The sequence below is a fragment of the Acinetobacter sp. TW_SC_4 genome, assembly GCF_054861205.1.
On record NZ_CM142174.1, the window covers coordinates 2470170 to 2491205 of the forward strand.

The 21036-nt window shown below is 44.9% G+C and carries 21 protein-coding genes; 2 read left to right on the forward strand and 19 right to left on the reverse strand.

Going from position 1 to position 21036, the window contains the following annotated elements; all coding sequences use genetic code 11:
• Positions 1–106: 106 nt before the first annotated feature.
• Positions 107–460 (reverse strand): hypothetical protein, encoded by a 354-nt coding sequence (locus ACWM1W_RS12095; RefSeq protein ID WP_375725625.1) that lies wholly within the window; start codon positions 458–460, stop codon positions 107–109.
• A gap of 396 nt (positions 461–856) precedes the next feature.
• On the opposite strand from ACWM1W_RS12095, the gene ACWM1W_RS12100 reads away from it, so the two are divergent.
• Positions 857–1279, forward strand: coding sequence for a hypothetical protein (locus ACWM1W_RS12100; RefSeq protein WP_005237048.1), 423 nt, complete (start codon positions 857–859; stop codon positions 1277–1279).
• Positions 1280–1596: 317 nt separating this feature from the next.
• Here ACWM1W_RS12100 and ACWM1W_RS12105 read toward each other — a convergent pair whose 3' ends face one another.
• Positions 1597–2358, reverse strand: coding sequence for a ferredoxin--NADP reductase (locus ACWM1W_RS12105; protein WP_375725626.1), 762 nt, complete (start codon positions 2356–2358; stop codon positions 1597–1599).
• Positions 2359–2443: 85 nt separating this feature from the next.
• On the opposite strand from ACWM1W_RS12105, the gene gigC reads away from it, so the two are divergent.
• Positions 2444–3322 (forward strand): LysR family transcriptional regulator GigC, encoded by an 879-nt coding sequence (gene gigC, locus ACWM1W_RS12110; protein WP_004814707.1) that lies wholly within the window; start codon positions 2444–2446, stop codon positions 3320–3322.
• Positions 3323–3366: 44 nt separating this feature from the next.
• On the opposite strand, the gene ACWM1W_RS12115 is transcribed toward gigC, so the two are convergent.
• The 17 genes from ACWM1W_RS12115 to ndhC all read right to left on the reverse strand — a co-directional run bounded on the left by ACWM1W_RS12115 (position 3367) and on the right by ndhC (position 20892).
• The gene (locus ACWM1W_RS12115; protein WP_034170092.1) at positions 3367–3948 is read right to left on the reverse strand and encodes a cold shock domain-containing protein; all 582 of its coding nucleotides are present in this window, start codon (positions 3946–3948) and stop codon (positions 3367–3369) included.
• A gap of 133 nt (positions 3949–4081) precedes the next feature.
• Positions 4082–4444, reverse strand: a complete 363-nt coding sequence (locus ACWM1W_RS12120) for a hypothetical protein (protein ID WP_034170091.1) — start codon at positions 4442–4444, stop codon at positions 4082–4084.
• 207 nt (positions 4445–4651) lie between these two features.
• Positions 4652–4945: a cold shock domain-containing protein gene (locus ACWM1W_RS12125; protein WP_034170090.1), complete on the reverse strand. Its 294-nt coding sequence runs from the start codon at positions 4943–4945 to the stop codon at positions 4652–4654.
• An 85-nt stretch (positions 4946–5030) separates the two neighbouring features.
• Positions 5031–5666: a uracil phosphoribosyltransferase gene (upp, locus tag ACWM1W_RS12130; RefSeq protein ID WP_004785068.1), complete on the reverse strand. Its 636-nt coding sequence runs from the start codon at positions 5664–5666 to the stop codon at positions 5031–5033.
• Positions 5667–5789: 123 nt separating this feature from the next.
• Positions 5790–7334, reverse strand: coding sequence for an NADH-quinone oxidoreductase subunit NuoN (gene nuoN, locus ACWM1W_RS12135; RefSeq protein ID WP_004785070.1), 1545 nt, complete (start codon positions 7332–7334; stop codon positions 5790–5792).
• 3 nt (positions 7335–7337) lie between these two features.
• On the reverse strand, positions 7338–8951 hold the full coding sequence (nuoM, locus tag ACWM1W_RS12140; protein ID WP_375725627.1) for an NADH-quinone oxidoreductase subunit M: 1614 nt from the start codon (positions 8949–8951) through the stop codon (positions 7338–7340).
• A 1-nt stretch (position 8952) separates the two neighbouring features.
• The gene (gene nuoL / locus ACWM1W_RS12145) at positions 8953–10842 is read right to left on the reverse strand and encodes an NADH-quinone oxidoreductase subunit L (RefSeq protein ID WP_180105232.1); all 1890 of its coding nucleotides are present in this window, start codon (positions 10840–10842) and stop codon (positions 8953–8955) included.
• The gene (gene nuoK, locus ACWM1W_RS12150; RefSeq protein WP_004280769.1) at positions 10839–11147 is read right to left on the reverse strand and encodes an NADH-quinone oxidoreductase subunit NuoK; all 309 of its coding nucleotides are present in this window, start codon (positions 11145–11147) and stop codon (positions 10839–10841) included. The genes nuoL and nuoK overlap by 4 nt, the downstream gene beginning before the upstream one ends.
• Entirely contained in the window at positions 11147–11665 is a 519-nt protein-coding gene (gene nuoJ, locus ACWM1W_RS12155) for an NADH-quinone oxidoreductase subunit J (protein ID WP_171056685.1), read from the reverse strand. Before nuoJ ends, nuoK begins: the two co-directional genes overlap by 1 nt.
• Positions 11665–12207 (reverse strand): NADH-quinone oxidoreductase subunit NuoI, encoded by a 543-nt coding sequence (gene nuoI / locus ACWM1W_RS12160; RefSeq protein ID WP_004785079.1) that lies wholly within the window; start codon positions 12205–12207, stop codon positions 11665–11667. Before nuoI ends, nuoJ begins: the two co-directional genes overlap by 1 nt.
• An 18-nt stretch (positions 12208–12225) precedes the next feature.
• Positions 12226–13236, reverse strand: coding sequence for an NADH-quinone oxidoreductase subunit NuoH (gene nuoH, locus ACWM1W_RS12165; RefSeq protein WP_004785081.1), 1011 nt, complete (start codon positions 13234–13236; stop codon positions 12226–12228).
• A 3-nt stretch (positions 13237–13239) separates the two neighbouring features.
• The gene (gene nuoG / locus ACWM1W_RS12170; protein ID WP_375725628.1) at positions 13240–15918 is read right to left on the reverse strand and encodes an NADH-quinone oxidoreductase subunit NuoG; all 2679 of its coding nucleotides are present in this window, start codon (positions 15916–15918) and stop codon (positions 13240–13242) included.
• An 11-nt stretch (positions 15919–15929) separates the two neighbouring features.
• Positions 15930–17261, reverse strand: a complete 1332-nt coding sequence (nuoF, locus tag ACWM1W_RS12175; RefSeq protein ID WP_004785084.1) for an NADH-quinone oxidoreductase subunit NuoF — start codon at positions 17259–17261, stop codon at positions 15930–15932.
• Positions 17258–17767 (reverse strand): NADH-quinone oxidoreductase subunit NuoE, encoded by a 510-nt coding sequence (gene nuoE, locus ACWM1W_RS12180; protein ID WP_004785086.1) that lies wholly within the window; start codon positions 17765–17767, stop codon positions 17258–17260. Before nuoE ends, nuoF begins: the two co-directional genes overlap by 4 nt.
• A 14-nt stretch (positions 17768–17781) precedes the next feature.
• Positions 17782–19569, reverse strand: coding sequence for an NADH-quinone oxidoreductase subunit C/D (gene nuoC / locus ACWM1W_RS12185; protein WP_008307459.1), 1788 nt, complete (start codon positions 19567–19569; stop codon positions 17782–17784).
• Between the two features lie 90 nt (positions 19570–19659).
• A complete protein-coding gene (locus tag ACWM1W_RS12190) occupies positions 19660–20340 on the reverse strand; it encodes a NuoB/complex I 20 kDa subunit family protein (protein WP_004785090.1) in 681 nt (226 codons plus the stop codon).
• 6 nt (positions 20341–20346) lie between these two features.
• Positions 20347–20892, reverse strand: coding sequence for an NADH-quinone oxidoreductase subunit A (gene ndhC, locus ACWM1W_RS12195; protein WP_461603261.1), 546 nt, complete (start codon positions 20890–20892; stop codon positions 20347–20349).
• Between the last annotated feature and the right edge of the window lie 144 nt (positions 20893–21036).

A 21036-nucleotide genomic window follows, 5' to 3' on the forward strand; every position in this document is an offset into this window, starting at 1 on the left:
AACTTCCTGTGCTTAGCTTGCCTGGAGATACAGAACTTTGAAAAACATCACCACCTATTGCAAAAAAGCTCTAGTCATTAACCAGAGTTTTTTTTAACAATTCCAATTATTGGGTGGCCTGTTGAGCATCAGTTGCAGTGGCTTCTGCTGTATCTTGTGACATTTCGCCTACAGTGGCTGTTGCTTCTGTCATCGCATCATCTGCGGTAGCCATTGCTTCATTGCTTTCACCGCCTGGAGTAGCCGCCGGACTACCATTATTGGCAGGGGCTTCAGTCGCTGGTACCGGTGTATTAGGCTGGGTCGCAGGCGCATCTGGCTTCACATCTGCAAACATATAGAACAGGACTGCCAGTAAAAAGATACCGACCAAAATCAGGATATAGACAGGAATGCGCTTCTTCTGCGTAATTGCTGCCTGATCACGCAAAGGTGGTTTTTTATTAAAATCATCAACCATGACCATTCTCACTCTTTCTTATTCATAAGTAGATTTTTATCATAACAAGCAGTTATCACAGCTTCTGTGACAAAAGATGGTGAGATAGTGAATGGATGTAAGTTATATGTATGAGTCTGATGAACTTGGTATTAGTTTCAAAAAGAGGCATTTTCTAGCCTAAACATATTATGGTCTTATAGTTAGAAATTCTCTTCCCAGACAGTTGATGCTGGCGGTTTTTAGCTGATTTATCAGGAATTGAATTGTCTATAAAATAGACAATATACCATTATGATTTTATTAAATTTTAAGTGGGCTAAAACATGCTGTAAAAATACCGTTTTTCAATATACCTGCTACTTTGCGCAAAATACGTTATAATTATCCACCTTATTTTTCATGCACCCGAGTTTTATGGCGTATCGTCAACAGAGTGTATCGCTTGATCTTGACACTGACGTCACACATCAATGTGCTTTGCACTACACTCGTGATCAGCATCTGATTGGAATCATTGAATTTAGCAAACCGAGCTTTATGCTACGCTGGCAAGATCTGGAATATTTCCGCCGCCGTACTGAAGAAATGTCGGTGATGCCTTTTCCGGACTGCATTAATGCCATGGTCATTGATGTACGAAATGTCGCGGCTTGGCTAGATAATGACGTTCCGATTATTCCATGGCGCCTGCTGGAAGAAGATTGTCCGGTACGTTTAGTTGTGCCCGCGGATCGAATCGAACATTATGCCGGTTTCTTTGAGCCGACCTGGTTAACCACCGATACAGATACTGCCATTCAGGAAATCCGTGACTTTATGGATATGTTTGTACATTAATTCCTGAATAGCAAAAAACCTCCGTATGGAGGTTTTTTTTGTGCCTAAAGAAAATAAAAGTCCCCCCTTTAACAAATGGGGATTTAGGGGGGGATTCTTTTTTAACTTGAAAATATTTTTTCAATTTTAATCCATTTCTAACTTTTAGAAGGCTGTAACTCCCTTTCCTTTTAGGCGATGAGCAGCACTGCTACGCAAGAGAGAGGTAAAAGCCCCTTCTTTGCAAAGGAGGGGTTGGGGAGGATTCAAGAACTGGAAATAATCTAACTTTAATCCCTCCTAACCTCCCTTTTAGAAAGGGAGGAACTCTGAAGGAATTACCAATAATTCTCGACTGCAATATTTCCTTCACCACGACGGTTCATGGTCAAGCCACGTGCTTTTAATGCTTCTTTGGTATCTTCAACCATATCCGGATTACCGCAGAGCATGACATGGCTGGTTTCAGGATTAAGCTGCATAGCTGCGGCTTTTTCCAGTTCACCATTTGCAATCAGAACCGGTAAACGGTCATGCAATGCTGCTTCAGGATCACGGGTAATAATTGGAATAAATTTAAAACCGCTATGTCCTTCACCAAAGCTTTCTGCAATTTCCTGAATACGCTCTACATAAGCCAGTTCAGCTTGCGTACGCACGCTATAGACCAGATTAATTTGCTTATAGTTATTCCAGGTTTCAAAGTCTTGCAGCATGGATAAAAATGGCGCCAAACCTGTACCTGTTCCCAGTAACCATAAATCTTGTGGTAATGGCAGCTGGTAACGTGCCAGGGTCAGATAGCCATAAGAAATCTTTTCCAGGTAAAGTTCATCACCCACTTTAAGATGTTGTAAATTTGAAGTAAATTTACCTTCAGGCACCACGATTGAGAAAAATTCCAGGGTTTCATCGAAAGGTGAAGACACCACTGAATATGCCCGGACAACGAGTTCATCTCCTATCTTCAAGCCAATACGCGCAAACTGCCCTGCAGTAAACTTGAAATGTGCAGATCTGGTCATGGTGAAACTAAACAGCGTATCGGTCCAACGGTGTACAGATAAAACCTTTTCTAAGCTAAATTTTTCAATAGACATGATTCAAACGTGGCATCAAAGACTATGCTCATGGTAGCATGACAGCATAATTTATTAATATTTTTTAAATGTTAAGGCTCTATTCATGCGCATGACTCTACGCCAGTTGGCTGTTTTTGTAGCAGTTGCTCAAGAAGGTACCGTCACCAAAGCCAGTGATGCAGTCAAACTCACCCAAAGTGCGGCGAGTATGGCTTTAGCAGATTTAGAAGATGGTCTTGGCGCACCTTTATTCGACCGTCTAGGCAAGCGTTTACAGCTGAATGATTTAGGTCGTTTTCTTCTCCCGCAAGCACTTGAAATTCTTGGTCGCTGTGAAGCTTTTGAACAAGCTGCTAAAGGTGAACTGCAAAGCATTGACCTGCGTCTCGGTGCGACCCTGACCATTTCCGACTATCTGATGCCAGACCTAATGGCGGATTTTTTAAAAATCCAGCCACAGGCACACTTGCAACTTCAGGTGGGTAATACTCGCCAGATGATTGAAGCCGTCAACCAGTTCCAGCTGGATCTTGCGCTGATTGAAGGTTCCTGTCACTTGCCACAGCTGCAATGCATCCATTGGCGTGATGATGAACTCGCAGTGTGCTGTGCTCCGGATCATCCACTTGCTCAGTTAAACCGTCCACTGACTGCTGAAGACTTTAAATCTGTAGAATGGATTTTGCGTGAAGAAGGTTCAGGTACGCGCGAAGTCTTTGACAATGCCATTCTGCAAGATGTTCCAGATGCTAATATCCGTTTGACACTCGGTCATAACGAGGCAATTCTGAAGATAGTTGCAGGTGGCATAGGTATGTCCTGTATTTCTAAACTGGCAATTGAACCATTGCGTGAAAAAGGTCAGTTGGTGATTCTTGATACACCCTTCTGGTCTCTGACCCGTCCATTATTTATGCTGGTACACCGCCAGAAATATCAAGGTCCAGGCCTCAAAGCCTTTATGAAATTCTGTGAAGCATAAATTTCACTTTAAATAAAAAAAGCGCCTTTTGGCGCTTTTTTTATTTAGCGATGTCTAAATTGGCTTTCACATGGAATACCATCGCCGTCACCATCCATTTTGGTATTCGGACAATTTTTTAAAAAGTATAAAGCTTCTTCATATGAACCCATTTGACTACAATGCTGTCGTCCATCACAGCTAAAATTCTGTTGTACTTGTGGTTCTTCAACTATACGTTGCACTTCTACTGGCTGTATTTTGCTGCTTTGCCAATCCTGATATTTATTATAGACCGCATAGGCTAAGCCAATCATAATCAAAAGCCCAATATAAGTGCTAAAGCTACTTTTCTTCTCTTGAGATTGTTTTCGTTGAGTAGTACGAGGCTTATTTTCTAATGCTCGTGACTGAGGCGTATGTCGAGGGGTTTCCGTTTTGAGATCCAAACGCACAATATTATCTGCTTTAAACTTGCCTGCATCCTGTACTTTACGGAATTTTAAGCTTTCTCCAACCTTAGGTGGTACGTTCTTATTTGGGAAATCTTTTATGTGAAAGAATAAGTCTTTCACTTCCCCTTCAATTTCGATAAAACCAAAACCACGTTCCTCGTTATAAGTTTTGATTTTCCCCTCTTGAAACATAGCTCGCTCTTGTCTTTAATATTTTTAGTAAATGTATTCAAAAATAGATAAAAATTCTAAAAATAAAAAAGCACCGTAAGATGCTTTTTTATTTGAATGATGAGACAAATATCTTAGTAAATGAGAACCTAACTTAAATTTCTCCAAAAATCATAAATCCAATTGCTGTTACCAGAATCAACCAAAGTGTAGGACTAAAGAAAATGGTATTGCGTGCCGGATTAACTATCGTAGTAGAAGCTAGAGATGGCAATGCGACTACTTCAGAAACGAACTCTTCCTGACGCTTGATATCCAAACGTACCATATTGTCCAGTTGAATCGCATTTTGCTCTTCAATTATTCTAAATTTAAGTCGTTCTCCGACTTGAGGTACTATTTCAGGTGAAGGTAATTGATCTAACTGAAAATTAAGTTCCTGCGCATTATTTGCCGGTTCAATACTTCCCATCCCTCGTACAGCATCATAGGTTTTAATTCTTCCATCTGTAAACATGATATGTGTCTCTAGACCATTCAACTGATGCGTAGTTTATATGGAAGGGATTAAAGGATATTGTTAAGCTTTGGTGGGTATTTTATTGTTTTCGCAACATTCTATAAGCTTTAGATTACACAAGATTCCTACAACTTACATAAACTTATAATTCGAATAAAAAGGAGGCTTTAAAGCCTCCTTTTGAATGTATTTTCCAAGCAAAAATTAACGCTTTAAATTCGACAATAGTGCTGACGTAATCGAAGTATTGACTGCTACCGCTTTGGCTTTTTTGGCTTTCTTCGATCTATCTTCTACACGCTCAATCTTGATGGCTTTATAGCGATCACCATTTTGAATTACATTGAATTTTACCCGGTCATTACGCTTCGGTTCACCTGAATCGGCGGGGAAATCCGAGATATGAAAAAATACCTCACCCTCAGGTGAAGAAATAAAACCAAATCCTTTTTCTGGATTGTACTGTTTAACTTTTCCTTGGTATTGCTCGGAAGTCATAAACGTCCCCTGCTCTGTATCTGTCAGTATTCAGTATATAAAAAAGAGGCTGTAAAAGCCCCTTTTCTGTTCATTTTCAAAAATATTAGTCTTTTTGAACTGAACCAAAAATCTTGTCACCCGCATCGCCCAGACCTGGAACGATGTAACCATTTTCATTCAAGCCATGATCAATCGCCGCAGTGAAAATCACCACATCTGGATGAGCTTCTTCAACACGTTTAATGCCTTCAGGTGCAGCGACCAATACCATCACACGAATATCTTTACAGCCGCTGGCTTTCAATACGTCAATCGCAGCTACCAGAGAAGAACCAGTCGCCAGCATTGGATCAATGATCATCGCAAGACGGTTTTGTACGTCTGGAACCAGTTTTTTATAGTAAGTACGTGCCTGTAGGGTTTCTTCATCACGTTCCAGACCCAGTACAGAGACTTTGGCACTTGGAATCAGATTCAGGAAACCGTCCAGCATACCAATACCTGCACGTAGAATTGGCACAACAGTAATTTTCTTACCTGCAATACGGTCTACAGTCACCGGTCCGTTCCAGCCATCAATCTCATGTTCAACGACAGGAAGATCCTTGGTCGCTTCATAAGTCAAAAGCATAGTCACTTCCTGAGCAAGCTCACGGAAGTTCTTGGTACTAATGTCAGCACGACGCAGTAAACCGAGTTTATGTCGAATTAAAGGATGACGGATTTCATGGATTGCCACGGGAGAACACCTAGAAGGTTAAAGATAAATTTCCGCTATTATAAAGACTTTTCCGGATTTGTTTAACTAAAAAAGCCCCCAATCGTGGAGGCTTTTTTGTAATAACTTCAAACTTGCGCTGAATTAGTTAAAACCACTTTGAACCAAAGTAAAAATAAACTGTTGTAATTCAGGCGACATTGCGAAGAATGCATAGCGAGACAGCGCAATGATTGGATCCGGATAAACACCGATCACCAGTACCAGTAATGCAACGAGCAATACCATGATACCGCCGACTTTTTGACCCCAGTGATTTACAGCGTCAAGACGTGGTGTTTCTGGTGGAGTCATGTACATGACAACCATCACACGCAGGTAATAGTACAGACCAATACCTGAACCCAGGATGACCATCGCAGCAAGGAACCAAGACTCGCCTGCTACTGCAGTTTTCACCACCAGGAACTTACCGATGAAGCCCGCTGTTAATGGAATACCTGCTAGAGACAGCATCATCACAGTTAATACAGCAGTCAATACTGGACGGCGCCAGAATAGACCGCGGTACTCTGCCAGACTACCTGCTTCATCTGTATTGTTATACGGACTAGACATCAGCGTTACCACGCCGAAAGCACCAATCGTAGTCAATACATACGTGATGATATAGACGTTTACACTTTCAAAAGTCGCGAAACCTTGAACCTGTAAAAAGTCAGTATTACGTGCAGATACGATTGCAACCAGTACGTAACCGAAGTGAGCAATTGAAGAGTATGCCAGGATACGTTTCAGGTTCACCTGTTTCACTGCAAGCAAGTTACCTACAATGATGGAAAGTACTGCAATCACGCTGATGATGGTGACGAAGCTATCTGACAAAATTAAGCCTGAAGACAATACATAACGTACGAACAGACCCAACATTGCCACTTTAGACACAGTTGCAAGGAAAGTTGCAACTGGCGCTGGAGCACCTGCATATACGTCTGGTGTCCATTTGTGGAATGGAGCCAGTGACAGTTTAAAGCCAACAGCGAATACAATCAGTGCCAGACCGATCACCACAGCAGGTTGACTAAACGCAGTCAACAGTTTGCCTGGTTCAGCGACAAAACTTAGAGAACCTGTATATGCATAAACATATGCCATACCCATCAACAACATTGCAGATGCAGTTGCTGAAAGCACCAGATATTTTACACCTGCTTCAAGTGATTGAGAACGTTGATGTGTATACGCCAATAAGCCGTATACAGGGATCGACATGAGCTCAAGGCTAATGAAGAAAGATGCATAGTGAGAACTTGCCACCATCAGCATCGCACCTGCAACGGAGGTCAGCATCAGGATATACAGTTCTTCACGGTTATCTTTATAGGTTTCAATATAAGCATGTGACAAGGTACTACACGCCAGTGCAGCCACAATAATCACAAACTGATACAGCATCGTAAACGGATCTACGAGGAACAGGTTCATTACATTAGCAGGTGCAAATTGACCCGCTAACAGAACGAACAGAATGTACAACGCCGCCAGGTTTAAACCAATGACTGTCGTAGTCGCAACTAAGTTATGGTTACGCTTAATTGCAGTAAGCAACATCACGACGATCGCAGTCAATGACACGATCATCACAGGTGCTAGAGGCATAAGCTCAGAAAAAGACATTGTGAAGTTCATGGCTTATTGGATCTCCACATTTTCAGCTGAAACGGCAGCTTGCTGCACAGCATCAGCTGCTTCAGACACAGGAATGTAGCTATTCGCTAACCACGCCATGCTTGAGTTAGAAACGTCAAGGAAGCTTTGTGGGTATAGACCAAGCCATGCTAGACCAAATGCACAGATCAGCAAAATTACCACTTCACGTGCATTTAAATCTTTTAACGGATTTGTGTAGTGCTGTTTTTGCTCTTCGTTTGGAACACCAAACAACGCTTTATGGATCAGAATCAAACCGTACAGACCCGCAAATACCAAGCTGATTGCAGCGAGGATTGTGAATGCAGGGAATTTACCGAATGAACCCATCAGGATCAGGAACTCACCAATGAAGTTACCTAGACCTGGAATACCGACAAGCGCCGCGATGAATAACATCAGGAAGAATGCAAGGTATGGGAACTGACCACGAATACCACCCATCAAACGCATATCACGTGTATGAACACGTTCATACACCTGACCACACATAATGAACAGCGCCGCAGATGACAGACCGTGAGCCAGCATCATGATCATCAGACCTTGGAAGGTCAGGATGTTACCTGCATAAATTGCCAGTAAAACGAAGCCCATGTGTGAAATAGACGTATACGCCAATAAACGTTTCATATCGGTTTGCTGGAAAGCACACCAAGCACCGTAGAAGATACCGATTAAACCGAAAATGATCGCGATGTCTGCAAACTGTGCAGAAGCCGCCGGGAAGAATGGAATTACGAAACGGATCAAACCGTAGGCAGCTGTCTTAATCAAGATACCTGCAAGGTCAACAGAACCCGCTGTCGGTGCTTGTGCATGCGCATCTGGTAACCAGCCGTGTAATGGAAAAACTGGAAGTTTTACCGCAAAACCGATGAATAGGCAGATCATGAATGCATAAGCAACTGCTGGCGCTTGTGTATCCAGCATGTTCGCTACACCCATCAGGTAGTTATAGTCGAAACGGATTTGACCAGTCATGGTGTAGCCTACAGTCACCAGACCGAGGATACCAATCAGCATGACTAAACCAGCCACCTGTGTGTAAATGAAGAACTTGGTTGCAGCGTATACACGGGACTTGCCTTCTGCCCCTTTATGACCCCAAAGTGCGATCAGGAAGTAGATCGGCACCAGCATCATCTCCCAGAAGAAGAAGAACAGGAACAGGTCAATCGCCAGGAATACACCGATTACACCACCCAGAGACCATAAAAGGTTCAGGTGGAAGAAACCCACGTTTTTCTGAATCTCACCCCATGAACAGCCTACTGCCAGCACACCAAGGAGTGCAGTCAAGCCAACCATCAGTAAAGACAAACCATCCACTGCAAGGTGAATGTTAATGCCCAGGGTTTGAATCCAAGGCAATTTGAACTCGGCTGCCCACGTAGGAGCCGCACCGCCAAGTTCATAGTTATAAGTACCCGACTGCCAAAGGACGATGGTCAAGACCAGCGTCACTAACATACCAATCAGCGCGATATAACGCGGAAGGTGTTGGTCGAGTTTATCGACCAACCAGCAAATAAAACCTGCAATGAACGGAATGAGGATCAGAGCCGGCAAAATAATATTGTTTGGAGCTTCCATTTTATTTCCCCACTACCTGAATCACGAGCAAGATCATCAGTAGGACAACGACACCGAGCCCCATACTAGATGCATATTCACGCAGTGAACCTGTTTGACGTGAACTGGTAAAGCTATGACCACCTTTAACCAGTGCAGGCAGCACTAGCCAGAAGCCATCAATTGGATCACGGCCGAACAGTTTCGCGAAGAACAAATAAGGCTTCACAAAAACGATGTCATACAGCTTGTCGAAACCAAGTGCATTACGGCAGATGTTGGCAAGGCCCGCACCCAGAGAAGTTTTCGCAAAAGATTTCACAGCGTTGTAAGCAAAAGCAAACAGCACTACGCCAATTGCAAGACCTACCAGTGCAATACCTACTGCTGTGTACTCTGCAGTATGCATGCCATGTTCAAGTGCTTCCGGAATTTCAAATGCAGGAAGTTTAGCCGCATTCAAAATGCTTTCCACAGGCGCTTTTAATGCCGCACCCACGAAAGTTGAAAGTACTGCAAGAATTGCCAATGGCCCCCAGTAAGTTACACCCTTGATTGCATGGTAAGGTGTGTTTTCTTTACCGAAGAATACAACCCAGATTAGACGGAATGTATAGATCGAAGTCAGGAACGCACCGATTACACCCACCCAGTAAAGTGTGCTGTAAACTGCAATTGATTGGCCTTGTACCCATACCGCACCCAGGATTGCATCTTTTGAGAAGAAGCCCACAGTGATGAATGGAATTGCAGCCAATGCACCGCCACCAATGGCGAAACATGCAAACAGGAACTTGTTCTTGTAGAACAGACCGCCCATTTTGAAGATGTTTTGTTCGTGGTGGTAAGCCAGAATCACTGCACCAGAAGACAAGAATAATAATGCTTTGAAGAATGCGTGAGTCAGCATGTGGAACAGACCCGCTTGGTATGCTTCAGCACCTACAGCCATAAACATGTAGCCCAACTGACTCATAGTTGAGTAAGCCAGAATACGTTTGATGTCTGTTTGTACTAATGCAGCAAAACCAGCTACCAGTAATGTCACTGCACCAGTAATCGAGATGAACATCATCACTTCAGGCGCAAGCTCAAATACTGTGAATAGACGACAGCACAGGTAAACACCTGCTGTTACCATTGTCGCAGCGTGGATCAATGCAGAAACAGGAGTCGGACCTGCCATCGCATCTGCCAACCATGTTTGTAACGGGATCTGCGCAGATTTACCAGCAGCACCTAGGAACAACATTAGTGCAGTCCAGATGGTCAATGATGAGCTTTGAGTCATCACAGTCGCAGCATTTTCTACGATGTACTGAGTATTCAATGTACCGAATTGCTGGAACAGCAAGAACATGGCGATCAACAGGAATACGTCACCAATACGGGTAACGGTAAATGCCTTGATCGCTGCCACACCGTTTGCAGGGTTTTGGTAGTAATAACCAATCAGCAGATAAGAACACAGACCTACACCTTCCCAACCCAGGAATAACAACGCCAGGTTGTCACCCAGTACCAGCAATAACATGCTTGCAACGAACAGGTTGAAGTAAGAGAAGAAACGTGCGAAGTCTTGTTCACCACGCATGTACCATGATGCAAAGATATGGATCAGGAAACCAACGCCTGTCACCATGCCCAGCATCAACAGAGACAAACCGTCCAGGTGCAGGCTAATGCCCGGTGCAAAACCACCGACATTGAACCAGGTCCAAAGAGGTTGTACTACTGCGGTAGAACCATTGTTGACAAAGTCCATACCCGCAATGAGTGCGAACAATGCCGATAACCCCACAGCCCCTACACCAATAATGGCTGCAACTGTTTCAGGAAGCTTATGACGCCCTGCCGCTAAAAGGACGAAGCCAATGAGCGGGAATAAAATTGTTAGATATAAATAACTCATCCGCGCATCTCACTAGCAGCATCCACATCCAGATGATGGAAGCGATGATAGAACTGAAGGACGATCGCAAGACCGATACATGCCTCTGCCGCAGCAAGGGTCAGAATCAGGATAAACATGATTTGACCATCAGGCTGTGCCCATGCACTGCCCGCCAGGACGAATGCCAAAGCAGCAGCATTCATCATGATTTCAAGGCTCATTAAAATGAATAGCAGGTTGCGTCGCACCATTACACCGTAAAAACCCAGTGCAAAAAGAATGGATGCAACGATCAAACCATGCTCTAAAGGGATGTTGCCCATTATTGTTGTTCCTCTTCTGCACCTGGTTCACGTTTACCCAAATGGAATGCTGCAACAAGTGATGCAAGCAATAACATCGCGGCAACTTCTACCAACAATAAGTATTGCGTAAAGAGTGATTGACCTACCGCTTTAGGACCGACCATTTCAGTGCCCATCACCATTGAAGGCTGTACGTAGTCTGATTTAAGTACCCAAACCAGGATCAGACCAATCAGGAAGCTCATCAATGCCGGATAAGCCCAAGCCGATGAAGTCAACCATTTGCGTTCCTGAGCAACAGTCTGTTCGCCCAGGTTCAGCATCATTACCACGAACACGAATAACACCATGATCGCGCCAGCATAAACGATGACTTCAAGTGCGCCCGCAAACGGTGCACCCACGATCAGGAACAGTCCTGCTACAGCAAGGAGTGAAACGATCAGGCTTAATAAAGCATGTACCGGATTCGTGTTAGTTACCACACGAACCGTAGAGACGATGGCCACAAGGGCCATTAAATAAAATGGCCACATCATGGTAATAGACTCCGTACATCAACAGGTGCACTTTCACGCTGTGCCTGACCTTTGTCCTTACCAGCAACTGCCATACCGGTTACACGGTAGAAGTTATAGTCAGGATATTTACCAGGACCAGAAATCAGCAAGTGTTCTTTTTCGTAGACTAGGTCTTGACGAACATATTCACCTAATTCGAAATCTGGTGTCATTTGAATCGCAGTCGTAGGACATGCTTCTTCACACATACCGCAGAAAATACAACGAGAGAAGTTGATACGGAAAAACTCCGGATACCAACGACCATCTTCACGTTCTGCTTTTTGGAGTGAAATACAGCCTACCGGACATGCAACCGCACACAGGTTACATGCCACACAACGCTCTTCGCCATCTGGGTCACGCGTTAATACGATACGACCACGGAAACGTGGTGGCACGATTTCTTCGGCTGGCACTTCCGGATATAAAATGGTGTCACGTTTGCGCGTTGCATGGGTAAATACCATAAACAACGTACGAACGATTGACCCGAATCCAGCTAGAAATTTAAACATTTTGTTCTCCCTGCTGTCTTAGGCCTGATTCAACAGAATCACAGCACCAGTCACCAAAAGGTTAACCAACGCCAATGGCAAGCAAATTTTCCAACCAAAGTTCATCACCTGGTCATAACGTGGACGCATTAAAGAACCACGCGCCAATACAAACATCATTACGAAGAATGCTGTTTTAATAATGAACCAGAATGCTGGTGGAAGGAAATCAAGACCAAATGGTGCTAACCAGCCACCGAAGAACAGGGTTACGATCAATGCAGAGATCAGTACTACGTTCACGTATTCCGCAACGAAGAACATACCCCATTTCATACCGCCATATTCTACGTGGTAACCTTCCGCCAGTTCCTGTTCTGCTTCTGGTTGGTCAAATGGGTGACGGTGAGTTACCGCAACACCTGCAACCACGAAGATCAGGAAGCCTAAGAACTGAGGAATGATAAACCATACATCTTTCTGTGCTTCTACGATTTCACGCATGTTGAATGAACCGGCAATTGCCACTACACCCATCAGGGAAATACCCAAGAACACTTCATAAGAAATAGTTTGTGCTGCTGAACGTAGACCACCAAGCAATGCGTATTTGTTGTTAGAAGACCAACCACCAAACAGTACTGCATATACCGCAATACCTGCCATTGCCATGAAGAACAACAAACCGATACTCATGTCTGCAACACCTAGATAAGGTGACACAGGAATAACCATGAAGGACAGCACCGCAGTTGCCATCGCAACTGCTGGAGCCATACGGAAAGTCAATTTATCAGCAAACTTTGGTGTCCAGTCTTCCTTGAACATGATTTTTAGCATGTCGGCAACAATCTGGAACATACCGCCCGGACCGACACGGTTCGGACCGTAACGGTCTTGCCACAATCCGAGTAAACGACGTTCAATAAAAGACATCAACGCAGCGATCAGTACTACAACCAGTAAGATCACGATCGCTTGAAGTACTGAATAGGCGATTGGCCAGTTTTCAGCCCACAGCGGCGTTTGACGGATTAATTCTTGTTCCATGAATTACGCTCCTACCGCGACTGAAACAGGCTCTGCAAGAGATACCGTTGGTGCAAGACCAATTGGGTAGCCAATATAACCTGTTGGTAAGTATTCAATCACTTGTACAGGAAGAACGATTGAAGCCTCGCCTGCTTTCACAGTGATCTTCTGACCGTCTTGCAGGTTCAAGCGTGTAGCATCCTGTTCGCCCACTGCAAATACTGCATCAGGAATACGTGATTCCATTGCCGGAGTTTTAATGGTGAACTCGCCAGATGCAAAGATGTGATGCATTGGCACCAGACGGAAGCTTTCAGCATTTACAAGCACAGGTGCTGGTGCAACGAAGCTACGCGCTGGACGTTTTGGTAAACGGTCGAATAAACGAACGCCTGAATCACCGCCTTTTAAGTGACCGCCCACTTCATCCTGGTATTTGTTCCAGGCTTGTGGTGAGTTCCAGCCTGCAGCCCAAGCAAATGGTACCAGTGAAGATGGAGTCTCATCACCGACATAACCTTCCATAGAGAATGTTAATGCAGTGTCTTTATCAGTAGGCTGTTTCGGCTCATGTACAGACAATGGCGCACGCATCGAAGTACGACCTGAATAACGACGTGGTTCACGTGCCACTTTCAGACCATGGACACGGAAGCCTGCATCTGGTGCTACATCCAGAATACCTTCAAGTGCAGGAACGTTGCTTGCTACTGACTCGATCACATCATCCAGTACAGTCCAAGAAATCGCTTTGCCTTGTACGCCTGTTTCCAGTGCGTGTAACCAGCGCCAAGATTCTTTGATTGCCAGTTCCGGGTTGTAGTAGTTAGGGTCATACACTTGGTAGAAACGTTGTGCACGGCCTTCTTGAGAAACGACAGTACCATCACCTTCAGCAAATGAAGCAGCAGACAATACGATGTTGGCTTTCTTCACAGTCGCAGTTTCAGAGTGATCCAATACGATCACCTGTTTGCCTGCAAGCGCAGCATCAACCTGAGCTACTGGTAAACGACGGTATAGATCGTTTTCTACAATTAGGACAGTGTCATAGTCTTGTGCAAATGCTTGTTCAAGGCTTTGACCACCGAAGATTGCCAGCCCCATTGAGTTCACTTCAGGAACAGTCAAGGTCAAGCCCGCATTACCTAGGTTTTGTGCTACTTGTGCAGCAGCTTCCATGATGGTTGCGTCTTGTAGACTTGTGCCAGAGATGATCAGTGGCTTCTTCGCAGCTTTTAGCGTATCTGCAATGGTTTGTGCAAATGCCTTCGCATCGTCATCAAGACCAGTGATGATTTCACCTTTCACGCCCGCAGCAATCGCGAAGCCTAAACGTGCGATATCGTTTGGAGAAGCAACTACTTCACCTTCTGCAACGTCAGACAAACGTGTTTGTGTTGCAGCCAGAATGTAAATCGGAGATTTCGCATCTTGGGCAATACGTTGTACAGGTTCAGCCAGCCATTCTTGGGTACGGCGCTCTGCAGCCATTTCCTTGCCTTTATTTTTCGCAGCTTGGCGAACAGATAAAGCCATACGTGGCGCAGTTTGAGTCAGGTCTTCACCCAGAATCAGTACCGCATCATAGCTTTCGATTTCACGCATGTTCGGGTTATAAACACCCTCGGTTTGCATGATCGATGCAGCCAGTTCAACCAGATTTTGCTCTTTTTGAGCCATACCGGTTGAATAGTTATCTTGACCAACTAATTCACGTAGCGCGAAGTTAGCTTCAAGTGATGCACGTGGTGAACCGATCCCCAGAACTTTTTTGCCCTGGATTTTCGCAATCACAGTATCCAATGCTGTATCAACAGAAACTGTTTCTACATTCGTGCCAGTACGGAACTGTGGCTGACGTGGACGGTCTTTACGGTTTACATAACCGGTACCGAAACGGCCTTTATCGCACAGGAAGTATTGGTTAACTTCACCATTGAAACGGTTTTCAACACGGCGAAGCTCGCCATAACGCTCACCTGGAGAGATGTTACAACCTGAAGAACAGCCATGACATACGCTTGGTGCGTACTGCATGTCCCATTTACGGTTATAGCGTTCCGAGTGAGTCTTATCGGTGAATACACCAGTCGGACACACTTCAGTTAGGTTACCTGAGAATTCAGATTCCAAAGTACCTGATTCAGGACGACCGAAATAAACGCGAGAAGCGTTCGCATATACACCGAAATCCGTACCGCCCGCATAGTCTTTGTAGTAACGAACACAACGGTAACATGCGATACAACGGTTCATCTCGTGCGCAATGAACGAACCAAGTTCTTGGTTGTAATGCGTACGTTTGGTGAAACGGTAACGACGACGATCGTGTTGAGTCATTACTGTCATATCTTGCAGGTGACAGTGACCACCCTCTTCACATACTGGACAGTCGTGCGGGTGGTTAGTCATCAAGAATTCAACAACAGAAGCACGGAAATCTTTCGCTTCTTTGTCTTCAATCGAGATGTAGGTATTGTCAGCAGCCGGTGTCATACATGACATGACCAAACGACCACGCGTATCTTCTGGATTCGCGTATTGAGTCACAGCACATTGACGGCAAGAACCGACAGAACCTAAGGATGGATGCCAACAAAAGTATGGGATGTCGATACCAAGACTCAAACATGCTTGCAGCAAGTTTTCCGAGCCGTTGACTTCATACGATTTTCCATCGACATGAATTGTAGCCATAGTCGAATTCCTTAAGCTTGTTCTACGTTGCGGGTTTGAGCGGCAGCATTTACGACTTTCGCTTCAAATTCGCCACGGAAATGTTTGAGTGCGCCCATTAACGGTTCCATAGCACCTGGTGCGTGAGCACAGAAAGTTTTACCAATCCAAAGCTTACGAGTCAGTTCTTGTAAGTGATCGATATCTTCTTTCTTGCCAGTACCATCTTCAAGTGCTTTAAGCGCTTTCACCGCCCAAGGTAAGCCATCCCGGCAAGGTGTACACCAGCCACATGATTCACGCGCAAAGAATTCTTCGAGGTTACGAGTCGCTGAAACCATACATTGGGTTTCATCAACTACCATCAATAGACAGGTACCTAAACGTGAACCTGCTTTCATGATGCTTTCCGCATCCATCGGAAGATCGATATGCTCAGCAGCCAGGAAGTCAGTTGATGCACCACCGGGTAACCATGCTTTCAGCTTCAAGCCGTCACGCATACCACCGGCATGTTCTTCAATTACTTCACGTGCAGTGGTACCGAATGGCAGTTCCCAAAGGCCTGGGAATTTCACCTTACCTGAAGCACCATAAATTTTTGTGCCAGGATCTTTCGATTTGCCTGCAGACAGACCGATGTACCATTCTGGACCACGCAACATGATGGCTGGCAAGTTGTTGTAGGTCTCTACGTTGTTCACGATCGTAGGACGGCCCCAAGCGCCTGCAACTTGCGGGAATGGCGGTTTGGTACGCGGGTTTGCACGGCGACCTTCAAGCGAGTTAATCAATGCAGTTTCTTCACCACAGATATAACGACCTGCACCGGTATGCACGTGTAACTCGAAGCTCCAGCCAGAATCCAGGATGTTGTCACCCAGGTAACCTTTGGCACGAACCTGCTCAAGTGCTTCGTTCAGGTACTTCGCTGCTTCGATGTATTCACCACGGATGAAGATATAACCTTGAGTTGCTTCAAGGGTATAAGCTGCAATCAGCATCCCTTCGATCAGCTGATGCGGAAGATCTTCCATCAACAGACGGTCTTTGAAGGTACCTGGTTCCATCTCATCGGCATTACAAATCAGGTAACGTGGACCTGAATTGTCATTTGGCGCCATCAGCGACCATTTGATCCCTGCCGGGAAGCCTGCACCACCACGACCTTTTACGGTTGCAGCTTTTACGACTTCCAGCACTTCTTTCGGTGTCATAGACAGGGCTTTTTTAAAGCCTGCATAGCCTTCAAGCGCTTCGTAGTCATCAACGTGACGGACATTTGCTTGTTTGCTCAGACGCCAAGTCAGTGGATGCGTTTCCGGGTTACCGTCGCCATAAATTGGTTTTGGTTCGGTATTCATACATACTTCTCCAATAACTGTTTAATTGATGTCACTTCCACGAGACCGTGAGTGTCTTCATCAATCATGAGGGTTGGACCTTTGTCACAGTTACCTAGGCAGCAAATTGGAAGCAAGGTAAAACGGCCATCCGCTGTGGTTTGGCCGAACTGGATACCCAATTCACGCTGGAATGCTTCTGCTAAAGTCTCCGCACCCATCAAGAAACACGCAATAGAGTCACACAGTAAAATTACGTGACGACCCACTGGCTGACGGTAAATACGGTTATAGAACGTTGCAACCCCTTCCAAATCGGCAAGGCTCATGCTGAGCATTTGCGCGATGGCATTCATTTGAGCATCGTCTACCCAGCCATTACGGCGTTGTACACACTTCAGCGCATCAAGACACGCTGCACGTGGGTATGGGTAATGCCCAATGTGATGTTCAATTTCATGGATTTCTTCCGAAGTTAAAATCCCTTCAACATTCACACGTGGCTTTTTATCAGTCAAAATCATCATAATGCGTTTACCCCTTAGCGATCCACGTCAGCCATTACGACGTCGATTGTCGCTAAATAAATGATTAAGTCAGATACAAGACTGCCGTTAATCACAGAAGGCATTTGCTGTAAATGCGTGAAAGTTGGTGTACGAATACGGGTACGGTAACTCATGGTTGACTTGTCTGAAGTCAGATAATAAGTCGACGCCCCTTTTACCACCTCTGCCATCACAGATGATTCACCTGCAGGCATTACAGGACCCCAAGAAACGCTCAAGAAGTGCGTAATCAAGGTTTCAATATCTTGTAATGTTTTGTCTTTTGGTGGTGGAACAGCCAGTGGATGGTCTGCTTTGTACGCACCAGATGGCATATTCTCTAGACACTGCTTAATGATTTTCAGTGACTGTTCGATTTCACGGAAGTGAACAATCACACGAGCATATGCATCGCCTTCGTACTCAACTGGCACTTCGAAGTCATAGTTTTCATAACCACTGTATGGACGATATTTACGAACATCAAAGTCGATACCTGTCGCACGCAGACCAGTACCTGTTACACCCCATGCCAATGCAGATTTCGCATCGTACTGAGCCACATTACGGGTACGACCCATGAATACAGAGTTTTTCAGTGCTGCAGTATAGTATTCGTTCAAACGTTTAGGCATCCAGTCGAGCAAGTCTCGAACCAGTTTTTCCCAACCATTTGGCAAATCATGTGCAGTACCACCGATACGGAACCATGCTGGATGCATACGGTAACCAGTAATCGCTTCCACGATGTCATACACTTTCTGACGGTCAGCGAACATATAGAATACTGGGGTCATACCGCCGGCATCCTGAATCGCAGTACCGATGTACAGCAAGTGGTTATTGATACGGAACAGTTCCGACATCATGACACGAATACATTGTGCGCGGTCTGGCACAGTAATACCTGCCAGTTGTTCCACACCCATCACATACGGCATGTTTTGAGCACAACCACCTAAGTAGTCCACACGGTCAGTATAAGGAATGAATGAATGCCAAGTTTGACGTTCAGCCATCTTTTCCACACCACGGTGGTGATAACCAATATCTGGCACACAGTCTTTCACTTCTTCACCATCCAACTGCAAAATTACACGGAACGCACCGTGCGCAGATGGGTGGTTAGGACCCAAGTTCAGGAACATGAAGTCTTCGTCTTTATTACCACGCTTTAAGCCCCAATCTTCAGGCACAAAGCGAAGGTGTTCTTGCTCGAAGTCTTGTTTGGCTTGGTTCTGCATATACGGTGTATATTCCGTTGCACGTGCAGAATATTCTTTACGTAGCGGGTGACCTTCCCAGTAGGTTGGCAACAAGATACGACGGAGCATTGGATGCCCTTCGAAATTGATGCCGAACATGTCATAAGCTTCACGCTCATACCAGTTCGCATTTGGCCAGATATTCGTTGCGGTCGGAATATTCAGATCGCTGTCGCTTAATGCAACTTTAATACGAATGTCACAGTTACGCTCTAAAGATAATAAATGATAGAACACTGTGAATTCTGACGCAGGCAAACCGTCACGGTGCGTACGTAAACGCTCATCTACTGCAGACAAGTCGAATAGCATCACGTATGGACGTGGCACGGTACGCAAGAACATCAGTACTTCTTGTACACGTGCGCGCTCAACCCAAACTGTCGGGAAATCCTCGAAAGTCGTTTGCACAAAGAAGTTCTCACCAAACTTGGTTTTGAGCTCTTCAATGATGGCAAATGCTGGGCGTGAATCAACTGCTGTTGATTCTGGCATAGCAATGTCAGTTTCAGCCATTGGCTTGGCTTCCTATTTAATACAAATTCAGTCAACCTAAACGACAACTACACCCATAGCGGGTGCACAACAAAAAACCGGTCGTTTAAATTATTTAATTTCATCCATAGAGCGTAAGTTCTTCACAGCCACACGCTGGTCTTTCTTACGGTCACGTTCCGGCATCATCTTTGGCTTATACACTGGCTTAAGATCATCACCGATTACCGCAGACAGCGGACGACGCTCTAATTGAATTTGGTCTTGTAACAGCATTAATGCCTGGATCAATGCTTCAGGACGTGGTGGGCAACCCGGAACGTATACATCTACCGGAATAATCTTATCCACACCTTGTACGACTGAATAAATATCGTACATACCACCTGAGTTCGCACACGCACCCATTGAAATAACCCATTTCGGTTCAAGCATCTGTTCATACAGACGTTGAATTACCGGAGCCATTTTTACGAAGCATGTACCTGCTACGATCATCAAGTCTGCCTGACGCGGTGAAGCACGGATAACTTCGGCACCAAAACGTGACAAGTCATGCACACCGGTCAAAGTCGTTGCATATTCAACGTAGCAGCAAGATGTACCAAAGTTAAATGGCCAAACTGAGTTCTTACGACCCCAGTTCACTGCTGTGTGCATTACATCCTCTAGGCGAGTCATGAACACATTTTTATTCACTTCTTCTTCTAGAAGCGGATCTTCTACAACGATACGCTCTTGAAGTGGATATTCATCAGCATTCGGATTCGCACGGGTTAATGTATATTTCATCCCGAGTTACTCCTTATCAGAGGGTTGAACTTGTGATTTTTTCACAAGACCAGATAATTGAGCTGGGATTTGACCAGTTGGATCCATAACCAATTCTTCAACAGAGTTGAAGCGCGTAATTTCTGCAAGATCCATATTTGGCGAACCAATTTTAGCTTTGTATCCTGCTGCTTTACGTCTGTCTGAAGGTGCCCAGTTCAGTGCGCCTGTCGATAATTCGTAAACCAAACCAACAAGTAAAACCAAAATAAAGATAGCTGCAGTTGCAAAACCAATCCAACCTACTTCACGAACAGAAGATGCCCATGCATACAGGTAAAGTGCTTCGAGGTCGAAGACTACAAAGAAAATTGCAACTAAATAGAATTTCGCAGACAAGCGGATACGAGCTCCACCTGCGCTGACTACGCCTGACTCAAACTGCTCCTGCTTGGCACGGCCCCATGATTTACCCCCGAGGAGTAATGGGACAGTGAGCATAAAGACGCATAAAAATGTAACGCCGATCACGAAGGCAATAATTGCCCATTCGTATGGAGTAATGGCACTCATGCGGGGATAACTCCTGGCAGGCCGATTTATTAACAAAGAATGTATGTATTGGCCTTCAAATACACCAAACACAAAATTAATCCCGCCAATTGTACCTGATTTTGGATTTCACTTGCTAGTTTATAAGCCTTAGTCTTTTGGATG

What these genes read in the sequence shown, in the direction of transcription:
- gigC (WP_004814707.1), top strand. Translation starts at nt 2,444, where the DNA reads ATGCGCATGACTCTACGCCAGTTGGCTGTTTTTGTAGCAGTTGCTCAA.
- ndhC (WP_461603261.1), bottom strand. Translation starts at nt 20,892, where the DNA reads ATGAGTGCCATTACTCCATACGAATGGGCAATTATTGCCTTCGTGATC.
- ACWM1W_RS12105 (WP_375725626.1), bottom strand. Translation starts at nt 2,358, where the DNA reads ATGTCTATTGAAAAATTTAGCTTAGAAAAGGTTTTATCTGTACACCGT.
- nuoN (WP_004785070.1), bottom strand. Translation starts at nt 7,334, where the DNA reads ATGAACTTCACAATGTCTTTTTCTGAGCTTATGCCTCTAGCACCTGTG.
- nuoK (WP_004280769.1), bottom strand. Translation starts at nt 11,147, where the DNA reads ATGGGCAACATCCCTTTAGAGCATGGTTTGATCGTTGCATCCATTCTT.
- nuoC (WP_008307459.1), bottom strand. Translation starts at nt 19,569, where the DNA reads ATGGCTGAAACTGACATTGCTATGCCAGAATCAACAGCAGTTGATTCA.
- nuoE (WP_004785086.1), bottom strand. Translation starts at nt 17,767, where the DNA reads ATGATGATTTTGACTGATAAAAAGCCACGTGTGAATGTTGAAGGGATT.
- ACWM1W_RS12115 (WP_034170092.1), bottom strand. Translation starts at nt 3,948, where the DNA reads ATGTTTCAAGAGGGGAAAATCAAAACTTATAACGAGGAACGTGGTTTT.
- ACWM1W_RS12120 (WP_034170091.1), bottom strand. Translation starts at nt 4,444, where the DNA reads ATGTTTACAGATGGAAGAATTAAAACCTATGATGCTGTACGAGGGATG.
- nuoH (WP_004785081.1), bottom strand. Translation starts at nt 13,236, where the DNA reads ATGGAACAAGAATTAATCCGTCAAACGCCGCTGTGGGCTGAAAACTGG.
- ACWM1W_RS12100 (WP_005237048.1), top strand. Translation starts at nt 857, where the DNA reads ATGGCGTATCGTCAACAGAGTGTATCGCTTGATCTTGACACTGACGTC.
- nuoF (WP_004785084.1), bottom strand. Translation starts at nt 17,261, where the DNA reads ATGAATACCGAACCAAAACCAATTTATGGCGACGGTAACCCGGAAACG.
- ACWM1W_RS12190 (WP_004785090.1), bottom strand. Translation starts at nt 20,340, where the DNA reads ATGAAATATACATTAACCCGTGCGAATCCGAATGCTGATGAATATCCA.
- ACWM1W_RS12125 (WP_034170090.1), bottom strand. Translation starts at nt 4,945, where the DNA reads ATGACTTCCGAGCAATACCAAGGAAAAGTTAAACAGTACAATCCAGAA.
- nuoJ (WP_171056685.1), bottom strand. Translation starts at nt 11,665, where the DNA reads ATGTGGCCATTTTATTTAATGGCCCTTGTGGCCATCGTCTCTACGGTT.
- nuoL (WP_180105232.1), bottom strand. Translation starts at nt 10,842, where the DNA reads ATGAGTTATTTATATCTAACAATTTTATTCCCGCTCATTGGCTTCGTC.
- nuoI (WP_004785079.1), bottom strand. Translation starts at nt 12,207, where the DNA reads ATGTTTAAATTTCTAGCTGGATTCGGGTCAATCGTTCGTACGTTGTTT.
- nuoG (WP_375725628.1), bottom strand. Translation starts at nt 15,918, where the DNA reads ATGGCTACAATTCATGTCGATGGAAAATCGTATGAAGTCAACGGCTCG.
- ACWM1W_RS12095 (WP_375725625.1), bottom strand. Translation starts at nt 460, where the DNA reads ATGGTTGATGATTTTAATAAAAAACCACCTTTGCGTGATCAGGCAGCA.
- nuoM (WP_375725627.1), bottom strand. Translation starts at nt 8,951, where the DNA reads ATGGAAGCTCCAAACAATATTATTTTGCCGGCTCTGATCCTCATTCCG.